The 16,366-nt window shown below is 65.4% G+C and carries 14 protein-coding genes; 5 read left to right on the top strand and 9 right to left on the bottom strand.

All coding sequences use genetic code 11. The features are described from left to right. Positions 1–50: 50 nt before the first annotated feature. Genes pgl through ELX51_RS03220 form a run of 3 tightly spaced genes read right to left on the bottom strand, consistent with a single transcriptional unit; the run spans position 51 to position 3,189 of the window. Positions 51–764 (bottom strand): 6-phosphogluconolactonase, encoded by a 714-nt coding sequence (gene pgl, locus ELX51_RS03230; protein ID WP_206524690.1) that lies wholly within the window; start codon positions 762–764, stop codon positions 51–53. Further along, positions 748–2,229 (bottom strand): glucose-6-phosphate dehydrogenase, encoded by a 1,482-nt coding sequence (gene zwf, locus ELX51_RS03225; RefSeq protein ID WP_127752155.1) that lies wholly within the window; start codon positions 2,227–2,229, stop codon positions 748–750. Before zwf ends, pgl begins: the two co-directional genes overlap by 17 nt. A gap of 3 nt (positions 2,230–2,232) precedes the next feature. After that, positions 2,233–3,189, bottom strand: a complete 957-nt coding sequence (locus ELX51_RS03220) for a BadF/BadG/BcrA/BcrD ATPase family protein (RefSeq protein ID WP_164854733.1) — start codon at positions 3,187–3,189, stop codon at positions 2,233–2,235. 211 nt (positions 3,190–3,400) lie between these two features. On the opposite strand from ELX51_RS03220, the gene cobU reads away from it, so the two are divergent. After that, positions 3,401–3,928, top strand: a complete 528-nt coding sequence (cobU, locus tag ELX51_RS03215; protein ID WP_127752153.1) for a bifunctional adenosylcobinamide kinase/adenosylcobinamide-phosphate guanylyltransferase — start codon at positions 3,401–3,403, stop codon at positions 3,926–3,928. 7 nt (positions 3,929–3,935) lie between these two features. On the opposite strand, the gene cbiB is transcribed toward cobU, so the two are convergent. Genes cbiB through ELX51_RS03200 form a run of 3 tightly spaced genes read right to left on the bottom strand, consistent with a single transcriptional unit; the run spans position 3,936 to position 7,656 of the window. Continuing rightward, complete coding sequence (gene cbiB / locus ELX51_RS03210) at positions 3,936–4,904, bottom strand: adenosylcobinamide-phosphate synthase CbiB (RefSeq protein WP_127752152.1); 969 nt, start codon at positions 4,902–4,904, stop codon at positions 3,936–3,938. Beyond that, on the bottom strand, positions 4,901–6,367 hold the full coding sequence (locus tag ELX51_RS03205) for a cobyric acid synthase (protein WP_127752151.1): 1,467 nt from the start codon (positions 6,365–6,367) through the stop codon (positions 4,901–4,903). Before ELX51_RS03205 ends, cbiB begins: the two co-directional genes overlap by 4 nt. Beyond that, positions 6,364–7,656, bottom strand: a complete 1,293-nt coding sequence (locus ELX51_RS03200; protein WP_248305235.1) for a cobyrinate a,c-diamide synthase — start codon at positions 7,654–7,656, stop codon at positions 6,364–6,366. Before ELX51_RS03200 ends, ELX51_RS03205 begins: the two co-directional genes overlap by 4 nt. Before the next feature lie 77 nt (positions 7,657–7,733). On the opposite strand from ELX51_RS03200, the gene ELX51_RS03195 reads away from it, so the two are divergent. After that, entirely contained in the window at positions 7,734–8,489 is a 756-nt protein-coding gene (locus ELX51_RS03195; protein WP_248305234.1) for a cobalt-precorrin-6A reductase, read from the top strand. Here the strand turns inward: ELX51_RS03195 and ELX51_RS03190 are convergent. Beyond that, positions 8,429–8,908 (bottom strand): cobalamin biosynthesis protein, encoded by a 480-nt coding sequence (locus ELX51_RS03190; RefSeq protein ID WP_248305233.1) that lies wholly within the window; start codon positions 8,906–8,908, stop codon positions 8,429–8,431. The two genes, ELX51_RS03195 and ELX51_RS03190, sit on opposite strands and share 61 nt — an antisense overlap. A gap of 316 nt (positions 8,909–9,224) precedes the next feature. Here ELX51_RS03190 and ELX51_RS03185 point away from each other — a divergent pair, with 316 nt between their 5' ends. The 3 genes from ELX51_RS03185 (at position 9,225) to ELX51_RS03175 (ending at position 11,596) form a co-directional block, all read left to right on the top strand. Further along, positions 9,225–9,932 (top strand): hypothetical protein, encoded by a 708-nt coding sequence (locus ELX51_RS03185; RefSeq protein ID WP_127752149.1) that lies wholly within the window; start codon positions 9,225–9,227, stop codon positions 9,930–9,932. 312 nt (positions 9,933–10,244) lie between these two features. After that, complete coding sequence (locus tag ELX51_RS03180; protein ID WP_127752148.1) at positions 10,245–11,132, top strand: cation diffusion facilitator family transporter; 888 nt, start codon at positions 10,245–10,247, stop codon at positions 11,130–11,132. Next, complete coding sequence (locus tag ELX51_RS03175) at positions 11,132–11,596, top strand: hypothetical protein (protein ID WP_127752147.1); 465 nt, start codon at positions 11,132–11,134, stop codon at positions 11,594–11,596. The genes ELX51_RS03180 and ELX51_RS03175 overlap by 1 nt, the downstream gene beginning before the upstream one ends. Here the strand turns inward: ELX51_RS03175 and cobO are convergent. Both cobO and cobN read right to left on the bottom strand, forming a co-directional pair. Beyond that, positions 11,593–12,201, bottom strand: coding sequence for a cob(I)yrinic acid a,c-diamide adenosyltransferase (gene cobO, locus ELX51_RS03170; RefSeq protein WP_127755159.1), 609 nt, complete (start codon positions 12,199–12,201; stop codon positions 11,593–11,595). The genes ELX51_RS03175 and cobO overlap by 4 nt on opposite strands. A gap of 38 nt (positions 12,202–12,239) precedes the next feature. Then, positions 12,240–16,187, bottom strand: coding sequence for a cobaltochelatase subunit CobN (gene cobN / locus ELX51_RS03165; protein ID WP_127752146.1), 3,948 nt, complete (start codon positions 16,185–16,187; stop codon positions 12,240–12,242). Positions 16,188–16,366: the final 179 nt, after the last annotated feature.

Raw genomic sequence — 16,366 nt, 5'->3', positions numbered from 1 at the left:
TGGTGGAGCCGCAAGTGGCCAAAGCGGTCAATTGGGGAGCGCTTCGGGGACTATGGGCACCAGTATACAGTTAACGGATGGCCGGAGCGCAGCACGGCGCGAATGGGCATGTCCTCGACCGGACCGTCGCCCAGCGCCGCGTCCAGAACGGCGGCCTTTTCTTCCCCCTCGATATGGAGGTAGAGCCCATCCGTTTCCAGAAGACGCGGAAGGGTAAAAGTGATGCGGGGCTCACCCGCACCAGGCGCCCGGATGGCGATGGTTGGTCCCGGCGCGCTCAGCGCCTCGGCCAGGGTATCGCCCCCGGGAAAGAAGGACGCGGTATGCCCGTCGCTGCCCATGCCGAGGACCACGGCGGCAAAGGGGCGCGGCAGCGCTTCCAGTTGAGCGTTGGTGCGCTCTACAGCTGCATTGTCGGGTGCATCGCCACCGGAATAAAGGGGCAAGAACCGCGCTACCGCGGCCGGGCCCTGCAGCATGCGCTCGTTGACCAGCAGCGCATTGGAGCGATCGTTGGTTTCATCGACCCACCGCTCATCAACAAGGGTGACCACGACCTTTTCCCAGTCGAGGTCCTTGAACTTGCCCAGGGCCTGGAAAAAGCGCGCGGGCGTCGAGCCGCCGCTCACGGCAATGGCTGCATTGCCCCGCTCGGCGATGGCTGCGCGGATACGGTCCGCAACGGCTTCGGCCAATTCCTTGGCGAGGGTGGGCTTGTCGGCAAAGGTGCGGCGGTCGAGCATGGTCTTAGTGATCTTCCTCATACCAGGTGCGGCCGTCGCGCTCGATCAGCGCAATGGCACCCGATGGGCCCCAGGTTCCGGCGGTGTAAGGCTGGGGCGGCTCACTCGAATTGTCCCAGGCCTCGCGGATCGGATCGACCCATTTCCAGGCCGCTTCCAGCTCGTCGCGGCGCATGAACAAGGTCTGGTTGCCGCGGATCACGTCCAGCAGCAGCCGCTCATAGGCCTCCGGCGTGCGCTCGGTGAAGGTCTGGGCAAAGCTCAGATTGAGCGGGACTTCGCGCAGGCGCATGCCGCCCGGCCCGGGATCCTTGATCATCATCATCAGCTTGACGCCCTCATCGGGCTGCAGGCGGATTATTAGCTTGTTGGCCTTGGGCGCGCCTTCGGCGTGATCGAAGATGGAGTGCGGGATGGCGCGGAACTGAATGCAGATTTCCGAGACGCGCTGGGCCATGCGCTTGCCCGTGCGCAGATAGAACGGCACGCCCGACCAACGCCAATTACCAATTTCGGCCTTGAGCGCCACAAAGGTTTCGGTGCGCGAACCCTTCTTTTCGCCCGGAAGTTCTTCCTGGTAGCCCTTGACCGAAGTGCCTTCCGAAGACACCGCGCGATATTGCCCGCGCACGGTCATGCGCGCTACATCCCCCGCAGTAATCGGCTTGAGCGAGCGCAGCACTTTAAGCTTTTCATCGCGCAGCGCATTGGCGTCGTCCGAGGCTGGCGGCTCCATCGCCACAAGACAGAGCAGTTGCAGCATGTGGTTCTGAATCATGTCGCGCAGGGCGCCACTCTCGTCGTAATAGCCGCGCGTTCCCGCGCCGACCGATTCCGAAACGGTAAGCTGGACATGGTCGATATGGGCCGAGTTCCAGACCGGCTCAAACAAGGTGTTGGCAAAGCGCAGCGCCAGCAGGTTCTGCACCGTTTCTTTGCCCAGATAATGGTCGATGCGATAAACCTGATCTTCTTCGAAGATCTTGGCCACGCCATCATTGATTTCCATAGAGGATGCGAGATCGTGGCCAAGCGGCTTTTCGATCACGACGCGGGCGTCGCGCCGGTAATAGCCCTTCTTCGACAAATATTCGGCTATCGGCTCGAACAGGTCGGGTGCCACCGCCAGGTAGAAGGCGCGCACGATCTCGGGATCGTCCCGCAACGCGCCGTCCAGGTCGGCCCAGTTCGCCGGGTCGCTCACATCATTGGCGACGTAGGAGAAGATCGACACAAAGCGGTCGATCGTTGCCTCATCGTGATATTCCTGCTCGACAAACTCCGTGACCGCATTCCGGGCAAGGGTCTGGAACTCGGCATCGGACAAGGGAGAGCGTGAAACGCCGATGATGCGAGACCGCTCGTCGAACTGCCCATCCTTGAACCGATGATAAAGGGCCGGGATCAGCTTGCGCTTGGTCAGGTCACCAGTGGCCCCAAAAACCACGTAGTCGAACGGTTGGACCGGAATAATGCGACTGGACACGAGCTATAGTCCCTTGTTGGCGGCAGAAGCGAAGTTTTGCTTGGCGAGGATAACTGCGCCATGCAGCGGTTCAAACTGCGGCAGCGCGACGAAATTGCCATAACGTTCACGCAGGATGGGGAAGATGCGCTGCCCAAAGCCACCTACCACCGCCATCACCTTGGCGTTGCGGGCCTGGAACCAGCGAACATAGGCATCCACATAGCCCAGTTGTACGGTCATCATCTTTTGGGCAACCGGGTCGCCAGCATCAAAGTATTCCATCAGCAGCGGGATCAGCTTGCCAAATTCTGCCGGAGCTCGCCCGATCAAGGCATCATCGCACCCTTCCGATCCGTCGCGGCTGATGATCTTGACGTCGAGATCGACCGCAAAGGACCAGCTCATGACCGCCTGGTTGTCGCCGCCCAAGGCGGCAAGCACAGCTTCGGTCAGCGGCGAGGCTTCGACCAGCCCGTCACTGGCTTCAACGGCATAGCGCACCAGTTCGCGCCCGAGGATAGCGCCCGACATCTGGTCGCCGATCTGGAAGCCCCAGCCGCCGCATTGGAAGCGCTGCCCCTCGACTACGGCCAGGGCCGCAGACCCGGTGCCGACAATGATCACCCCGCCATCATTGCCCGCCAGGGCGCCGGCATGGGCAATGTCGATATCGTCATAGACCTGCACCCCGGCAAAGGGCCAGGGCCGCGCGGCAAAAGCGGCACGGGCTGTATCCATGCGCCCACCCGCCATGCCAAAGCACGCGTAAGTATCGGCCGTGAGTGCGTGGTCGAGCCCGGCGGCGGCAAACACATCGCGGGTGCCGTCGAGGATGGCCTTGTAAGCGGGATCCGCGCCATCGATCTGTAGATTGGAGCGCCCGTTCTTGACCTCGGCAAGCGTTTGCAGATTTTCGTCAGCCAAGCGGATGCGGCAATTGGTGCCGCCGCCGTCAACGCCAAGATAAAACCGGGGCACGCGGGTGAACTCCGTTGCGAGATCGGGAATGGTAATGGCTCGTTTCGGCGCGGACCATAGTGCGAAAGCCGCTAAGACGAAAGTACAATAAGCGCCGGATCGTCCAGTCCAGGGCAAGCTCGCTTGCACAGCCAAATCGGCCTAATACTAGGGATCAAAGTGCGGCCGACGTTGAACCGGCCCTCACGGCTAAAAACACAAAGGTGCGATGATGCAGCGGCATGTGCTGGTTCTGGGAGGGGCGCGCTCTGGCAAGACGGCATTTGCCGAGCGGCTGGCGATTCGCTCTGGCGGCAGCCCCGCCTATCTCGCCACAGCGCAGGCGCTGGACAGCGAGATGCGCGAGCGGGTTGCGACCCACCAGCGCGGCCGCGGTGGGCGCTTCACCACCATTGAGGAACCGCTGGCGCTCAGCCAGACGCTGCTGCGCGCTGGCAACAGCCATGATGTGGTGCTGGTGGATTGCCTAACCCTCTGGATCACCAATCTGCTCGTCGCCAATTCCGATGTGGCCAGGGCGGTTGAAGAACTCGTCGAGGCGCTGGCGAAAATGGAGAAGACCCGCGTCATCCTCGTCAGCAACGAGGTGGGGTTGGGCATTGTGCCGGACAATGCGATGGCCCGGACGTTCCGGGATCTTGCGGGAGCCGCCCATCAGCGCCTCGCCGATATCTGCGAGGATGTGTATTTCGTGGTTGCCGGATTGCCGATGACGCTCAAGGGCGCCACGGACGACTGATCTGGGGCTAGTCGGCCAGCCATCCCAGGAGGAGCAGGACAAGGCAGGCCGCCAGCAGCACGTTAAGTGTTGCCCGGTAAAGCGCCAGCGCGTGTCTGATGTCATTGGCGTCGAGGTCGCGCTTGCCCGACCCGAGTAGCGGCAGATCGACCACTTCGCCCCCATAGGCGCGCGGCCCACCAAGGGCAAAACCCAGCGCCCCGGCAAAGGCGGTTTCGGGCCAGCCGGAATTGGGGGAAGCATGCTTGCGGGCATCGCGGCGCATCGTTGCCCAGGCCTGCGCCGCCGAGGCACCGGGCACGAACCGGCAGGCGAGGACAATCAGTACGGCGGTGAGGCGGGCGGGGATCCAGTTGACGAGATCGTCAAGCCGGGCAGCGGCCCAGCCATAGTATCGGTGGCGCTCGTTAAGGTGACCGATCATCGAATCTGCCGTGTTGATCGCCTTGTAGAGCGCGATGCCGGGCAGGCCCGCGATGAGCAGCCAGAACAAGGGCGCGACGACGCCGTCTGACGTGCTTTCCCCCAGGGTTTCTACCGCTGCCCGCGCGACCCCAGCCTCATCGAGTTGTTCGGGGTCACGACCCACGATGTGGCTGACGGCTTCGCGGCCCTCGGCCAGTGAGCGGTCGAGGGCGAGAGCAACGGCGTTGACGGCGCGCCCGAGTTCCTTTTGCGCGAGAAATGGCGTCGCCAGCAGGGCTTCCGCCAGCCAGCCAAAAGGCAGCGCGCGCAAAAACAGCTGCAGCGGCAAGGTGATGGCGAGAGTTGCAAGCAGCAACACGACTACGCCCACCACCCCTGCCCGGCGCTGCGCCTCGGGGGAAAGCCGGTCGCGGTCCGCGCGATTGTCGAGCCAGGCGATGAGGCGACCGAACCACATGACGGGGTGACCGAGTGCGCGGAGCAAAAGGTCGGGGTAGCCGAGCCAGCGTTCGAGCAGGAGCGCGATGGGGGCGATGAGGAAAGGGGTCACGGCTGGGCAATCCGGGACAGGGCAAGGATGGCGTCGAGGTCGAGATGGTGCTCGAGATGGGCGGCGAGGTCGTCGAGGGTTTGCTCGACGCCGGCTTCGTAGTCGAGATCGGGGGTGGCGACGGCGCCGAGAAAGGCGCGGCGGAAGGGATCGGCGGCGAAAAGGCCGTGCAGATAGGTGCCGATGATTCGCCCATCGGGGCTGATGGCGCCTTCCGGCTGGCCGGCAACTTCTGCGAAAGGGCGAGCTGTATCAAGGCCTTGCGTGACGCCCATATGCATGTGGTAGCCGCTGATGGGTTGGCCGCTGGCGGGGTGGATGGCTTGCTCGAGACGCAGTTGTTTGGTGGGGGATAAGATTGTGGTGACGTCGAGTAGGCCTAAGCCTTCGCTGGTGCCGGGGGCGCCCTCGATGCCGTCGGGATCGGCGATGGATTGTCCCAGCATTTGGTAGCCGCCGCAGATGCCGAGGATGCGGCCGCCGGCGCGGTGATGGCCTTTTATGTCGATGTCCCAGCCATTTAGCTTGAGGGCGGCGAGGTCGGAACGGGTGGCTTTGGAGCCGGGGAGGATCACAAGGTCGGCTTGGCGCGGAATCGGTTGGCCGGGCTGGACGAGGATGAGCTCGAGGCCGGGCTCGGCGCGCAGGGGATCGAGGTCATCGAAGTTGGCGATGCGCGGCAGGCGGGGGACCGCGATGGTGAATTTTCCTGCGCTGGCAATGGGTTGGCTGACTTCGAGCGCCAGCACGTCTTCGGCGGGGAGGCGGTGGGCGGCGGGGAAATGGGGGATGGGGCCGAGGCAGGGGACGCCGGTTTTCTCGGCGAGAAAGCGCTTGGCGCCGTCGAAGAGGGTTGGATCGCCGTGGAATTTGTTGATCATGGTGGCGGCGATCAGGGCGCGGTCTTCGGGGTCGATTACCGCAAAAGTGCCCACCAGTGCCGCAATTACGCCACCACGATGAACGTCACCTAACAAAATTGTCAGGATGGATGTGGCGCGGGCAAAACCCCAATTGGCGATGTCGGTGGCGCGCAGGTTGACTTCGGAGGCACTGCCCGCCCCTTCCACCAAAACCAGGTCAGTGTCGGCGGCCAATTCGCGGTAGGCGGCGAGCACTTCGGGGAGGAGTTCGGCGCGGCGGTCAAAATATTCGCGGGCGGCCATGGACTGGCGACGTTGGCCGCGCACCACCAGTTGAGCGCCGGTTTCCCCTTCGGGCTTGAGCAGCACCGGGTTCATGGCGGTGAGCGGGTCGCGGCGGCAGGCGCGGGCCTGCAGGGCCTGGGCGCGACCGATCTCGCCGCCATCGGCGGTGACCGCGGCGTTGTTGGACATGTTTTGCGGCTTGAACGGGGCAACGCGCAGGCCGCGATTGGTGTAGGCGCGGCAGAGGCCGGCGACGATCAGCGATTTGCCCACATCGGAGCCGGTGCCCATGACCATGAGGGCGCGGGCGCTCATGGGGCGGCATCCACGACATGGGCATAGGATCCCATCACCCGACCGATCACTGCACCCATCGGCGGCAAGTTATCCCCGCGCGCGTCAGCTGCGATAAAAAGGGGCGGCAGGCGCGACTGCTTGGCGGAGGAATAGTGAAATTCGTGACCGTGCAGATTGGGGGGAAAGGGCAAGGCGCCGGTGTGGCGCAGGCGCCGATAGCCGAGAATGCGCTTGGGGCGATCGATGCGGGTGGTGATGGGCAAGAGGCCGGCCATGGCGTGTTCAGTGCCCGCTTTGTCCACCAAAGCGTCGCCCAGAACCATGAAGCCCCCGCATTCGCCATAGATCAGCGCATTGCGGTCGCGAGCGGCAAGGAGACCCGCCTTGAAGATGGATGCGGCGGCGAGGGTTGCGCCATGGAGTTCGGGATAACCGCCGGGCAAGAACACGGCGTCAGCCCCCGGCGCGGGCGGCTCGTTGGCCATCGGGGAAAAGAACAGCAGTTCGGCCCCCTGCTCGCGCCAGCCATCCAGCAGGTGCGGATAAAGAAAGGCGAACGCCGCGTCCCGCGCAATCGCGATGCGCTGACCCAGCGGGGGCAGCGGAGTGCTCCCAGCATCGGCTGCGGCGAGGGGCGCGCCGAGTGCCTGGAGCCGATCGAGATCGAGATAGTCGCCCATGCTGGTGGCGGCGGTTTGGAGGAAATCGGCAAAACCATCGATCTCGCCGGGCAGGACAAGCCCGAGATGGCGCTCGGGGAGCGCCAGTTCGGTGTTGCGCGGAATGGCGCCAAGACAGGGGATGCCGGTGGGCAGCAGCGCTTCAAGCAGCATGCGCTCATGCTTGGCGGAAGCCACGCGATTGAGAATGATGCCGGCGATGCGCACGCCGGAACGCCAATGGGCAAAGCCGGCGACCAGGGGCGCAACGGACTGGCTTTGCTTGTCGGCATCGACCACCAGCACCACGGGCAGGTCCAACATCTGGGCAAGATCGGCAGTGGAGCCCCAGCCATCGGCGCCGGCGTCAAACAAGCCCATGACCCCTTCAACGATTAGGAGGTCGGCGCCGGTGGATTGAACGCCCGCGAGATGGCGCAGGCGACCCGGCGTCATGGACCAGGGATCGAGATTGACCGCGTCGCGGCCGGCGGCGCGACTAAGAAAAGTGGGGTCGATATAATCGGGGCCAACCTTGGCGGGGGCCACGACCGTGCCACGCGCCCGAAAGGCGGCGAGCAGGCCAAGGGTGATGACCGTCTTGCCAGAACCCGAGCGGGGGGCCGCAACCACAAAGCCCCGGCTCACGCCGCACCACCTTGCCGCAGGGCTGCGGCGGGAAAGCGGCAGGGATTGCCTTGAGGCGCGCGGGCGGAGCCGCCACAATGGCGGGGAGCGAACAAGCAGATGGCGAACAGATGAATATCCTGGTGCTGGGCGGAACGGGGGAGGCACGCAAGCTGGCCGAGCGGCTGGTGGCGCTCGGGCACCAAGTGACGACTTCGTTGGCTGGACGTACGCAGGAGCCGATGGTTCCGGCGGGACAATTGCGGATTGGCTCGTTGGGCGGGGCTGAGGGCCTCGCGGCCTTTCTCCAGGCGAGCGGGTTTGATTGGCTGATCGATGCGACCCATCCCTATGCTGCCGGAATGTCGGCCAATGCGGTTGCCGCGGCAAACGGCGCTGGCGTCCCGCTGTTGCGGCTGGTGCGGCCAGCCTGGCGGGAGCCGCCCGAGGCGCCCTGGACCCATGTGCCCGACCTGGCCGCCGCGGCCGCGGCCATCCCTGCGGGCGCCAAAGTGCTGCTGACCACCGGACATGGTGGGCTCGAGGCCTTTCTCCGCCGCCAGGATTGCCGGTTTGTGGTGCGCTTGATCGAGCCGCCGGCAAAGCCACTGCCGCCGCATGCCGAAATAATTCTGTCGCGCCCACCCTACCGACTTGAAGGGGAACTGGCGCTGCTGGAGCGGGAAGCAATCACACATCTGGTCAGCAAGAACTCCGGCGGCGCACAAACCGCCGACAAGCTCGAGGCGGCGCGCCAGCGCAGGACTAATGTGATCATGGTCGCGCGTCCAGCTTATCCGCCGGCGCGCGAGGTCGCCGATGTGGAGGCCTGCGTGGCGGCACTGGCTGGCTGAGGCGCGGGCTGGCCGAAGCGATCGAGCTGCCAACTGGGGCGGCACAAAGCGAGCGCGCAGGTGACGCGAGCGGTTTGCCGCTTGGGCAGCAGCAGCGTGCCGGCGGCAAGGGCACAGGCTTCGGCAATGGAGGGGAGCCCGGTATGGCGCTCAACCACGCTTGATGGAGTGGGGACGGCTGCCCGTAGGGCGTGACCATCAAGCAGGCGGAGGGGAACGCCGAGCCCGTCTGCGGCAGCAAGCAACGCCGGATCCCCGGCCTTGCGGGCATGGCTGGCAAGGGCCACCAATGTGGCCAATGGCATGCCAGCTTCCTCGAGGCATTGCCCGACAAGGGCGATGATCTCCTGTGGATCGGTTAGGCGGCGCGAGCCAATTCCGGCCAATACCCGGGCCGGCTCGGCTGGAATGGTATGCACAGTGCCCTGCCCCATGGCGATGTGGTTGCTCCCGTGTGCAGCATGAGGCTCGATGCCGCTTGCCCTGCGGCTTGTAAGCGCCCGAGCCGATAGGGGCAATCAATGCGGCGGAATGCGGCGCCGGTAGGACCGGGCGAATAGCTCTTAGAGTTGAGATGCCAGGCCGGGGGCGCCCCTTGCGGCGGCTCTGAAGGGGGTTGCTAGGCCATTTGGATTAGGTACTCGGCCGGAGCGGTTATACGCGCCATGACGGGTAGATCGTCCGGCAGCCGGGGTCAATTATGACAGTCCAATGACACTGGGCCGGGGCGAAGCGATGACCGAGATAACAGAGGAGCACGCCCGCAGGCTGGACGCCGCGCGGCCGGTTGTCCGCCCTATCCTCGTGCCGCTGCTGATCTGGGCGGTGCTGATCGGTGCTGCCGTGGTGCAGCATGGGCTGGGACTGGACGGGGAGGATAGGATCTGGCTGCTCGACCTCGATGTGGAGCGCAGCGTTTACACCTGGTTTTCCCAGCTGCTGCTGGCGGGCGCAGGCCTGATGCTGCTCGATACCGGGGCCAGGGTTTATCGCCGGGAGCGGCTGATCGGGGCGCAGTGGACGCTGCTGGGTGTGGTGTTTTTCGGGCTATCGGCCGACGAGGCGCTGAGCGTTCATGAGTTGCTGTCGGCGCCGGTAGGTTCGAGCCTTGGCACATCGGGGTTCCTGACCTTCGCCTGGGTGCTACCGGTGGCGGCGCTGTGCCTACTGGGGTTGGTGGCCTTTATTCCCTTTTTGCGGGCGCTGCCGGGACGCGTGCGCGCGACCATGCTACTGGCGGCAGCGTTGTTTATCGGCGGCGCCATCGGCATGGAGCTGATCGGGGGCAAGCTTTATTCGGATGCCACGGGGGATGTGACCGCCGCCTCCTATCGCCTCGTGGCGATCATCGAGGAAGCACTGGAGGGCTTGGGGGTGCTGGTGTTTATCCACAGCATCGGGCTTTACCGCGCCGAGCGGCGGATCAGTCCACCAGTGGGATGAGCCTGGGGGCGTGGCGCCCGCAGCCTGACGGCCCATTGCTGTAGCTGCTGCCACTTCAGGATGGATCCCGGCTCAAGGTCGGGACGACACTTGTGGGTAGGGCGGCTCTTGAGGCCAGTGCGAGCGTTGCGCTCGCGGGCGATGAGCCTGGACGTGCCGCTCCTGCAGGCAAAAACAGCCGCTTTCCCACAGGGGCCTTGCAGATGAAAAGCAGTTGCAAAGACAATCATTGTTGCGCTGGCCGGAACGGGCTATCAGGCCGCCCTCCCCGTTTGCCGCAGGCGCAACAAGGAGGCCGGACGGATCGAGGCCATGCAAAGAACCCTTCACATCGCTGCTGCAAGCCTGTTGGTTGGGCTGGTGGTGCTTGGCATCAAGTTCCTCGCCTGGTGGCTCACCGGGTCGGTGGCGCTGTTTTCCGACGCGCTGGAATCGATCGTCAATGTGGTGACGGCCCTCACCGCATTGATCGCGGTGCGGCTGGCGCAACGACCGGCCGACGCCGCCCTGCCCTATGGCTATGGCAAGGCCGAGTATTTTTCGGCGGTGATCGTAGGCGTGATGATCATCGTGGCCGCAATCCTGATCCTGCGCGAGGCATGGGTCGGGTTTTTCCACCCCCGGCTGCCCGATGCGCCCTGGCAGGGATTGCTGCTGGCCGCGGTGGCCACGGTGATCAACCTCGTTTGGGCGGGCGTATTGCTGCGCCATGGCCGCGCGGAAGGCTCGCCGGCGCTTGAAGCCGATGGCAAGCATCTGTTGACCGATGTCGTGTCCACCATCGGGGTGCTGGTGGGGCTGGGCCTGGCGATCATGACCGGCTGGGCGCTGCTCGACCCGATCCTCGCGGCGATGGTCGCGGTCAACATCCTGTGGTCGGGCTGGGGCGTGGTGCGCGCGAGCGTAGGCGGCCTCATGGATGTCGCCGTGCCGGCCGAAACGCAGAAAACCATTCGCGAGGTGATCGCGACCAACGCTACGGGTGCCATCGAGGCCCATGATATTCGCACCAGGCAGGCCGGGCGCATGGTGTTTATCGATTTTCACCTGGTGGTGCCGGGCGCGCTCAGCGTCGATGAAGCGCACCGGATTTGCGACGGGATCGAAAGCAAGCTGCGCGAAGCGGTCAAGGATGCGCAGATCACGATTCACGTGGAGCCGGAAAACAAGGCCAAGCATGCCGGGATTGTGGTGCTGTGATGCGGGTGCTGGCCATGTTGGGCCTGATGCTGCTGGCGGCGCCCGCTTGGGGGCAAGGGGCGCTGCGTTACGAGAACACGCGGTTCGGCTTTGCACTGGAGGTGCCGGCCGGGTTTGTCGCGGGCAAAAGCGATGAGGCGGGGCAGAGTTTCGAGCTGGCGGGGGAAGCGGTGACCTTGCGCGCCCGGGGCGAGCCGATGCGCGGCCCGTTTGCGGGAACGGTGGCGCGGATCGGGCGTGAGCTGGAACGCAGCGGCTGGCGGACGGGGGAGCAAGTGGTGACGCCCGACTGGGCGAGTTTTTCGGCCGTGAAAGGCTCGCGGATGCGGTTTGGCCGCACCATCCTTTTGTGCGACCGGCGAAGCACCGCAAGCTGGCAGATCGAAATCTCGGCGGCGCAATTCGGCGAAATGCGCCCGGTGCTGGACCGGCTCGGGCGCGCGCTGCGGAAGGTGGGCTGCTAAAACTCGATGCCGGCCTGGGCTTTCACCCCGGCGCGGAAATGATGCTTGATCTCGGTCATTTCGGTGACGAGATCGGCGATTTCGATCAGTTCATCCTTGGCATTGCGGCCGGTGACGATGACGTGCTTGTCGGCCGGCTTGTTGCGCAGGAACTCGACCACCTCCTCGATGGGGAGATAGTCGTAGCGCAGGCAGATATTGAGCTCGTCGAGGAGGACGAGCTTGTAGCTGGGGTCAAGGATCAGCGCCTTGGCCTGCTCCCAGGCCTTGCGCGCGGCAGCGAGGTCGCGCTGGCGGTCGGCGACATCCCAGGTAAAACCCTCGCCCATGGCATTGATGGTCACCTGATCGGGGAATTTGTCGAGCACGGTGCGCTCCCCGGTGTTCCAGACGCCCTTGACGAACTGCACGACGCCCACGCGCATGCCATTGCCCAGCGCGCGGAACACCATGCCGAAAGCGGCGGTGGATTTGCCCTTGCCCTTGCCCGTGTGGACGATGAGGAGGCCCTTTTCCGCGGTCTTGGTGGCAAGGATCTTGTTGCGGGCTTCCTTTTTCTTGCGCATTTTTTCAGCGTGGTAGGCGTCGCGCTCGGCCTCGCTCATCAGGTCGGTCTTCTTGAGCGGCTTGGCGGGCTGGTCGGTCATGGCGCGGTCTCCAGATAGGCAAAGGCCGAGTTGGAGCGCGGGGTCCAAAAACCGCGCTCGCGGGCCTCGTTGAATTTCTTGAGCAATTCGGCATAGCCGAAGGGATTGGCGGTGGCGAGGAAGTCGCGCGTGGCGTCGTCCTCGATGAAGGCCTCGAAGGCGAGGTCGAAATGGTGGGTCTGCACGGCGCCGGTCGTGGCGGCGAAGGCGAACATGAAATCCACCGTGGCGATGATCTCGAAGGCGCCGCGATAGCCGTGGCGCTTGACCCCGGCAATCCATTTCGGGTTGACGACGCGCGAGCGCATGACGTGGCTGATTTCCTCGCCGAGGGTCCGGATCAGCGGGCGTTCGGGGCGGGAATGATCGTTGTGATAGGCGGCGGGCTGGTGGCCACTCAGCGTTTCGGCGGCGGCGGCAAGGCCACCCTCGAACTGGTAGTAGTTGTCGGAATCGAGCAGGTCGTGCTCGCGGTTGTCCTGGTTGTGGATCACCGCGTCCACGGCAGCGAGGCGCGCAGCGAAACCGTCGCGCTGCGGGGTGCCGACTGATTTGGCGCCATAGGCATAGTGGCCCCAATCGAGGACCCGGGCGGCGAGCTCGGCCTTGTTTTGCCAGGTGCCGGCATCGATGAGGGCGCCAAGGCCGGCGCCATAGGTGCCGGGGCGCGAGCCGAAGATGCGGTGGCCGGCGGCAAGGAACGCCTCGGCTTCGCTTTGCCCCTGCGCCATCAACCCCAGCGCTTCGGCGCGCATGCGGGCGGCGACCGGGTTGTCCTCGGTGGGTTCATCGAGGGCTCCCACAGCGCGGACCGCCCGATCAAAAAGGGTGATCTGGGCGGGGAAAGCATCGCGGAAAAAGCCCGAGATGCGCAGGGTGACATCGACGCGTGGACGACCGAGCTTGGCGAGCGGGATGATCTCGTAACCCGAAACGCGCAGCGAGCCGGGATCCCAGACCGGTTTGACGCCGATGAGCGCCATGGCTTGGGCGAGGTCGTCGCCGCCGGTGCGCATATTGGCGGTGCCCCAGACGGAGATGGCGGCGGCCTGCAGATAGGTGCCGGTATCCTGGAAATGGCGCAGGATCAGGTTTTCCGCCGATTTGCGGCCCAGCTCCCAGGCGGTGGGGGTCGGCACGGCGCGAGTATCGACGGAAAAGAAATTGCGCCCGGTGGGCAGCACATCGAGGCGCCCGCGCGAAGGTGCGCCCGAAGGGCCGGGGCGAACAGACTTGCCATCCAGCCCATCGAGCAGCGCGGCCATTTCGGCGGGGCCCGAAGCGCGCAGGCGCGGGCGGATGACGGCTTCGACGGTTTCGAGCACGGCGGCGGTTTGGGTCCAGCCGGGCTCGGGCGCGCGGCCGGAGACCAGTTCGGCGGCGAGGTGTTCGAGTTGTTCGACGATGTCGCCGACGGTGCGGTGACGGAGCGGAGGGACCCCCTCCCCGGCCCTCCCCTCAAGGGGGAGGCAGGCCAATGCAGATAGATCCGGGCCGGCCCAGGGCTCGCCCAGCTTGGCGGTCAGGGGGTCGAAACCGAGCTTGAGATCATCGGCGAGGGCGCGGATCAGGGAGCGCTCGCCCGGGGCCTCGCCGCGGGGGACGCGGGCCAGGGCGACGATGAGATCGCGTTCGAGTTCGGCGGTGGGCGATTGGCCAAAGACGTGCAGGCCATCGCGGATCTGGGCTTCCTTGAGGTCGCAAAGAAAATTGTCGATCTTGAGCAGGGCCTCGGTTTCGTCCTCGGGCAGGCCGATATCGCGGTCGAGCCGGCTGTCGCGGGTGAAATCGAGGATGCGGCGGCGCAGGTCGGCAAGCCGGCGCCTGTCCATGCCCGAGGCAGCATAATATTCATCGAGCAGCGCTTCGAGGTCCTTGAGCGGGCCATAGGTTTCCGCGCGGGTGAGCGGGGGAATGAGGTGATCGATGATCACCGCCCCGGTGCGCCGCTTGGCCTGGGTGCCCTCGCCTGGGTCGTTGACGATAAAGGGGTAGAGATGGGGCAGCTGGCCCCAAAGCGCATCGGGATAGCTCGAAGCGTCGAGCGCAGTCGATTTGCCGGGCAGCCATTCCAGCGTGCCGTGCTTGCCGTTGTGGATCAGCGCCTGGGCGCCCCATTGGTGCCGCAGCCAGAGATAGGCGGCGAGATAGGCATGGGGCGGCGGCAGATAGGGATCGTGATAGCTCTGGGTTTCGTCGAGCCCATAGCCGCGCCCGGGCTGCAGCAGGATCGCGACATTGCCGAAGATGAGCGCCGGCAGGTGGAAGGTGTCGTCGCGCACGAACGGGTCGGTGGCGGGGTCGCCCCAGCGGGCCCTGACTTCGGTCTGGATCGCTTGGGGGAGCGCGGCGAAGAGTTCGCGATAACGGGCGAGCGAGAGCGTGGCGGCGGATGAGCCGCGCTGGGGGTCGGCATTGGTGGGGCCGGACTGGAGGGCGGCGATGAGGTCGGCTGAGGATTTTGGGTAGGTTGATGGGCCTGAACCCCCACAATCAATCCCTGCCCTCAAGGGGGAGGGGGATGAGGCCGGTGGTTGGTTTGAAAGCGTGTACCCGGCCCCATCCAGCGCCTTGAGGATTTCCACGGTCGACTCCGGGGCGTCGTAGCCGACGCCGTTGGCGAGGCGGCCGTCGCGGAGGGGGTAGTTGGCGAGGATGAGGGCGAGTTTGCGCTCGGGCCGGGGGGCGGCGCGGAGGCGGGTCCAGTTGCGGGCGAGCTGGACGGCGCGTCCGATGCCGGAATGGTCGGGAGCATAGGCGCTGAGCGGGCATTGGGTGCTGGTGTGCCAGACGGCATCGGCTTTGTGGCCGACGAGAATGCCGCCGATGCGGCCATCGAGTTCGGGCATGACGAGGAACATCGCCATGTCCTTGGAGGACAGGCCCTGGGGGTCGGCCTGCCATTGCGTTGCCGAGCGGCCGGACTGGATCAGCTGGATGACGGGGGCATCGGTGCCGCTGAAGGGGTCGGACTTCGTGTCGTTGGGGTCCAACGCGAGGGCAAAGCCTGTCAGGTTGAAGATGGCGGCGGGCGGGAAGCTCTCGAGCACATTCTGCACGAAGCGCACGCAGGCGGCTTCCTTGAGCGAGGACACGAGGATCGGGACCGGCAGCAGGCCTTGGTTCTCGATCTCGGCAACGAGGGCTTGCAGGGTGGCGGTGCCGGCGCCTTCGAGGGCGGCGCGGTAAAAGAGGATGGGGATGTATGTCTCAGCAGACCTCATCCTGAGCTTGTCGAAGGACGAGGTGGTGGCGAGATCGAGTGCCCGACCTCGTGGTTCGACGGGCTCACCATGAGGTCTTCCGTGCAGGACGCGCAGGCCGGTTTCGTCGGTGATGCCGGTGGCGGGGTGCCAGAGGGAGAAGCGGGCGAAGGGCTGGGGCTGAAGGTGGGAGAGGCGGGGCTTGAGTTCGGTCTGAGGGACCCCCTCCCCGGCCCTCCCCTCAAGGGGGAGGGAGGGCTCGACGGCGAGTTCAGTGAACGACCTCAAGATCGCATCAGCATTGGCGGGGCCGCCGGCGATGAGGAGGGCGTGGAGGCGGGTCCAGTCTTCGGGGTGGATGGTGGAGCGGGCTTGCAGGATGGGGTCGGGATTGGCGTCGCCGGGGAGCAGGGCTAGGGGGATCTTGCCGTTGGCGCAGAGGGCAGTGATCTCATCGACGCCGTACTGGAAATAGGCAGCGCCGCCGATGAGGCGCAGGACGATGAGGCGGGCATGGCGGACGGTCTGCTCGAGCCACAGATCAACGGACAGATTGTTGGACAGGCGCAGCGTGTTGGCGAGGCGCAGCTCGGTTTCGCCCGCGCGATCGGCCGCGGCGGCAAGCATGGCGAGTTCGCTATCGGCCGAGGAGGCGAAGATGAAGGCGCCAGGGGTTTGGGCGAGATCGATGGCCTCGCCTTCCTGCTGGATGGCACCGGCTTGGGCGGAAAGAAGGTGCATGTCAGCGGGCCTTGGTGGAGGAGACGAGAGCCCCCTTCCCCGGCCCTCCCCCCTGAGGGGAGGGAGGGCAGGAGCCGAAGTCACTGAGCGTGGGGCTCTTGTGCTTCCCTCCCCCTTGAGGGGAGAGATCGAGGGAGGGGGTGGTGATGAAGGCCACAGATATGCCACGGCACGAGCAC

This window comes from Devosia sp. 1566 (assembly GCF_004005995.1).
Classification (GTDB): Bacteria; Pseudomonadota; Alphaproteobacteria; order Rhizobiales; family Devosiaceae; genus Devosia.
The sequence above is the reverse complement of the archived record's forward strand: the minus strand, read 5'-3'. Positions and strand labels throughout refer to the sequence as shown.

Bases quoted from the DNA above. Each gene is read 5' to 3' on its own strand.
- cobN (WP_127752146.1), bottom strand. From the start codon at position 16,187: ATGCACCTTCTTTCCGCCCAAGCCGGTGCCATCCAGCAGGAAGGCGAG.
- cobO (WP_127755159.1), bottom strand. From the start codon at position 12,201: ATGAGCGAGGCCGAGCGCGACGCCTACCACGCTGAAAAAATGCGCAAG.
- ELX51_RS03175 (WP_127752147.1), top strand. From the start codon at position 11,132: ATGCGGGTGCTGGCCATGTTGGGCCTGATGCTGCTGGCGGCGCCCGCT.
- ELX51_RS03205 (WP_127752151.1), bottom strand. From the start codon at position 6,367: ATGAGCGCCCGCGCCCTCATGGTCATGGGCACCGGCTCCGATGTGGGC.
- ELX51_RS03195 (WP_248305234.1), top strand. From the start codon at position 7,734: ATGGCGGGGAGCGAACAAGCAGATGGCGAACAGATGAATATCCTGGTG.
- ELX51_RS03180 (WP_127752148.1), top strand. From the start codon at position 10,245: ATGCAAAGAACCCTTCACATCGCTGCTGCAAGCCTGTTGGTTGGGCTG.
- cobU (WP_127752153.1), top strand. From the start codon at position 3,401: ATGCAGCGGCATGTGCTGGTTCTGGGAGGGGCGCGCTCTGGCAAGACG.
- ELX51_RS03185 (WP_127752149.1), top strand. From the start codon at position 9,225: ATGACCGAGATAACAGAGGAGCACGCCCGCAGGCTGGACGCCGCGCGG.
- pgl (WP_206524690.1), bottom strand. From the start codon at position 764: ATGAGGAAGATCACTAAGACCATGCTCGACCGCCGCACCTTTGCCGAC.